5 protein-coding genes are annotated in these 3,058 nt (G+C 64.8%); 3 read left to right on the forward strand and 2 right to left on the reverse strand.

The window, feature by feature from the left end; translation table 11 throughout:
* Together AB4Y84_RS17840 and cmk are read right to left on the reverse strand one after the other, a co-directional pair.
* A partial coding sequence (locus AB4Y84_RS17840) for a S1 RNA-binding domain-containing protein (RefSeq protein WP_442250575.1) occupies positions 1-237 on the reverse strand: 237 nt, incomplete at its 3' end.
* Between the two features lie 201 nt (positions 238-438).
* Positions 439-1,116, reverse strand: a complete 678-nt coding sequence (cmk, locus tag AB4Y84_RS17845; protein WP_025875034.1) for a (d)CMP kinase — start codon at positions 1,114-1,116, stop codon at positions 439-441.
* Positions 1,117-1,313: 197 nt separating this feature from the next.
* On the opposite strand from cmk, the gene ykgO reads away from it, so the two are divergent.
* The 3 genes from ykgO to AB4Y84_RS17860 all read left to right on the forward strand — a co-directional run bounded on the left by ykgO (position 1,314) and on the right by AB4Y84_RS17860 (position 2,992).
* A complete protein-coding gene (gene ykgO, locus AB4Y84_RS17850) occupies positions 1,314-1,439 on the forward strand; it encodes a type B 50S ribosomal protein L36 (RefSeq protein ID WP_005409283.1) in 126 nt (41 codons plus the stop codon).
* Positions 1,440-1,585: 146 nt separating this feature from the next.
* Complete coding sequence (locus AB4Y84_RS17855; protein ID WP_442244935.1) at positions 1,586-1,915, forward strand: hypothetical protein; 330 nt, start codon at positions 1,586-1,588, stop codon at positions 1,913-1,915.
* Positions 1,916-1,954: 39 nt separating this feature from the next.
* Positions 1,955-2,992 (forward strand): agmatine deiminase family protein, encoded by a 1,038-nt coding sequence (locus AB4Y84_RS17860; protein WP_442250576.1) that lies wholly within the window; start codon positions 1,955-1,957, stop codon positions 2,990-2,992.
* Positions 2,993-3,058: the final 66 nt, after the last annotated feature.

Genomic DNA, 3,058 nt, shown 5'->3' on the forward strand with positions numbered 1-3,058 from the left:
GCCGTTCTCGATCGAGTCGAGGGCGACCTTGACGATGTCGCCTTCGGCAACATCGATTTCGCCAGCGTCGTTACGGAACTGTTCGATCGGCACGATGCCTTCCGACTTCAGCCCGGCGTTGATCACCACGACGTCGCCGCGGACTTCAACAACGGTACCGCTGACGATGGCGCCCGGCTTCAGCTTGGCCAGGTTGGCCTGGCTGGCTTCAAACAGTTCGGCAAATGATTCGGTCATTAGATTTACTCTGTTGGACACATGGGTCGGCTGGCTTCCCTTCAGGGAATGGCTGCCGCCCGCCTGTTGGTCGACCCCGGAAATGCAGGTCGTGTGTGGAAGTAGGAAAACCGCCACGCATCATTGCGCGACGGAGCTTTTACAGCACTGCAGATGCGCGACCTCCACCGATGCTGCTGGCAGAGCTCCCGCGCGAACGGATCAGGCAGCCGGAACCGGAAGCAGATCCATCACTCTGGCAACGACATCTTCGATGCCGATGCCTGTGGTGTCGATGAGGACAGCATCGTCTGCCGGCTTCAGGGGCGCCACGGTACGCTGAGCATCACGGGCGTCGCGGGCCATGATCTCGCGCAGGAGGTCTTCAAAGTTAACAGAAACCCCCTTGTCTTTCAACTGCTTATGCCGGCGCTCGGCGCGCTCCTCGGCACTGGCGGTCAGGAAGACCTTGTAGGGGGCGTCCGGGAAGATGACGGTGCCCATGTCGCGGCCGTCGGCGACCAGCCCCGGCTCCATCCTGAATGCGCGCTGGCGCTCCTTCAGGGCGGCCCGGACTTCGGGGATGGCGGCAATCGCCGACGCCAGCGCCCCGGTGGTCTCCAGCCGCAGCTCGTCGGTGGCGTCGGTGCCATTGACCAGGACCCGCATGCCATCGCCCTGCTCGACGAACTGGACATGGGTGTCAAAGGTGCAGCGCACCAGCGCGGAGGCATCGGAGGTGTCGATGTCGGCCCAGCTGGCCGCCACGCCGACGGCACGGTACAGAGCGCCCGAATCCAGGTAGTGCCAGCCCAACCGGCGCGCCACGATGCGGCTGATGGTACCCTTGCCGGCCCCTGACGGGCCGTCGATGGTCAGGACGGGAACGAGTGGATTCATGGGGGTCCTTGCGCGTGTGAAGGGGGCATTCTAGCCCCTGCCAGACACCCCGCAACGGGCCTATTGTGCAACCACTTGAAACCATGGGGAAAAGCCCGGTAGAATGGCGGGCTTGAACGAGCGTCCACTGCCGATTGTCTTTCGCATATCGCGGCCACGCTCCACCCGAACAACTACTGTTTACGCCGAGGTATGCCATGAAAGTTCTGTCCTCCCTGAAGTCGGCGAAGGCCCGTCACCGTGACTGCAAGGTCGTGCGTCGTCGTGGCAAGATCTTCGTCATCTGCAAGTCGAACCCGCGTTTCAAGGCGCGTCAGCGCTAAGCCCAACGGTCCTTGTGACCGCGGCTGGCCCCACGCGGGGCCGACCCGATGCAAAAAGCCGCCTTCGGGCGGTTTTTTGTTTATGCGGTTTTTTCCTGCCGTTTTTGCTGTAATCGCTGTTCTTGACCACTGGGGAGTAGATCGAGATGACGCGTTACCTGTGCACCCTGGCCGTACTGGCCACCCTGGCTGCCGCCACTCCGGCGATGGCCGATACCCTGCTTGTCGACCGCGCCCGCGAGAAGCCGGCCGGCGCCCTGCCCGCCCGCGGCCAGAGCATGCAGCAGGTGCAGTCCCAGTTCGGCGCGCCGGCAGAGCAGCTGCAGCCGCGCGGCGGACAGAAACGGCAATGGCCGACCATCCACCGCTGGGTGTACCCGCAGTTCACCGTCTACTTCGAGAAGCAGAAGGTGATCGACGTGGTGGCAAACCAGGCGGATCCGAACGAAATCGGCCCCAAGCCGCCGATCCGTTGACCCCCATGCCCGCCACCGGCGGGCGCGTGTAGCGAGACCATGAACCAGACCCTTCGTTTTCCTGCCGAATGGGAAGCCCAGAGCGGCGTCCTGATTGCCTGGCCCACCGCCGACACCGACTGGGCCGACCGCCTGGGCCAGGTGGAAGAGACCTACATCGCCCTCGTTGCGGCGATCACCCGCTTCCAGCCGGTGCTGATCTGCGTGGCCGACGATGACGTGGAGACCTATGCCGAGATGCGGCTGCGCTCCAACCGCATCGACATGGACAAGGTCCACTTCACCACCGCCGCGTACGACGATACCTGGCTGCGTGATTCGGGCCCGATCACCCTGCGCCGCGCCGACGGCAGCTTCCAGCTGCTGGACTTCCGCTTCACCGGCTGGGGCGGCAAGTTCGATGCCACCCTCGATGACCAGCTGGTTGGCGTGCTCGACCAGGCCGGCGTGTTCAACGATGCGGCGGTGCGCAGCATTCCGTTCGCACTGGAAGGCGGCGGCATCGAGACCGATGGTGAAGGCACCCTGCTGACCACCTGGAAGTGCCTGCACGAGCGCCATCCCGACCGTGACCGCGACAGCCTGAGCGCCGACCTGGCGAACTGGCTGGAGCAGGAACGCGTGCTGTGGCTGGATCATGGCTACCTGGAAGGCGACGACACCGACGCCCATATCGACACCCTCGCCCGCTTCGCCTCGGCCGACAGCATCGTCTACCAGGCCTGCGACGACGCCAGCGATTCGCACTACGCCGAGCTGCAGGCGATGGGCGCCGAGCTGGCCGCGTTGCGCACGGCTGACGGAAAGCCGTACCGCCTGTTCCCGTTGCCGTGGGCAAAGCCGGTGATCGATGAAGGCCGCCGCCTGGCTGCTTCGTATGCCAATTACCTGATCGTCAACGGCGCGGTGCTGATGCCGGCCTATGGCGACCCGGCCGACGACCTGGCCCGCGACGTGCTGGCACAGGCCCACCCGGGCCGCGAGATCGTGCAGGTGCCCTGCCGCTCGCTGATCTGGCAGAACGGCAGCCTGCACTGCATCACCATGCAGCTGCYGGCCGGGCTGTTGAAGGCATAAACCACGGTAGTGCCGGCCGCTGGCCGGCAACCAAGGCAATGCCTGATGGATTGACGGAGTTGCCGG

This window comes from Stenotrophomonas sp. 2YAF22 (assembly GCF_052114665.1).
GTDB classification, from domain to species: domain Bacteria; phylum Pseudomonadota; class Gammaproteobacteria; order Xanthomonadales; family Xanthomonadaceae; genus Stenotrophomonas; species Stenotrophomonas indicatrix.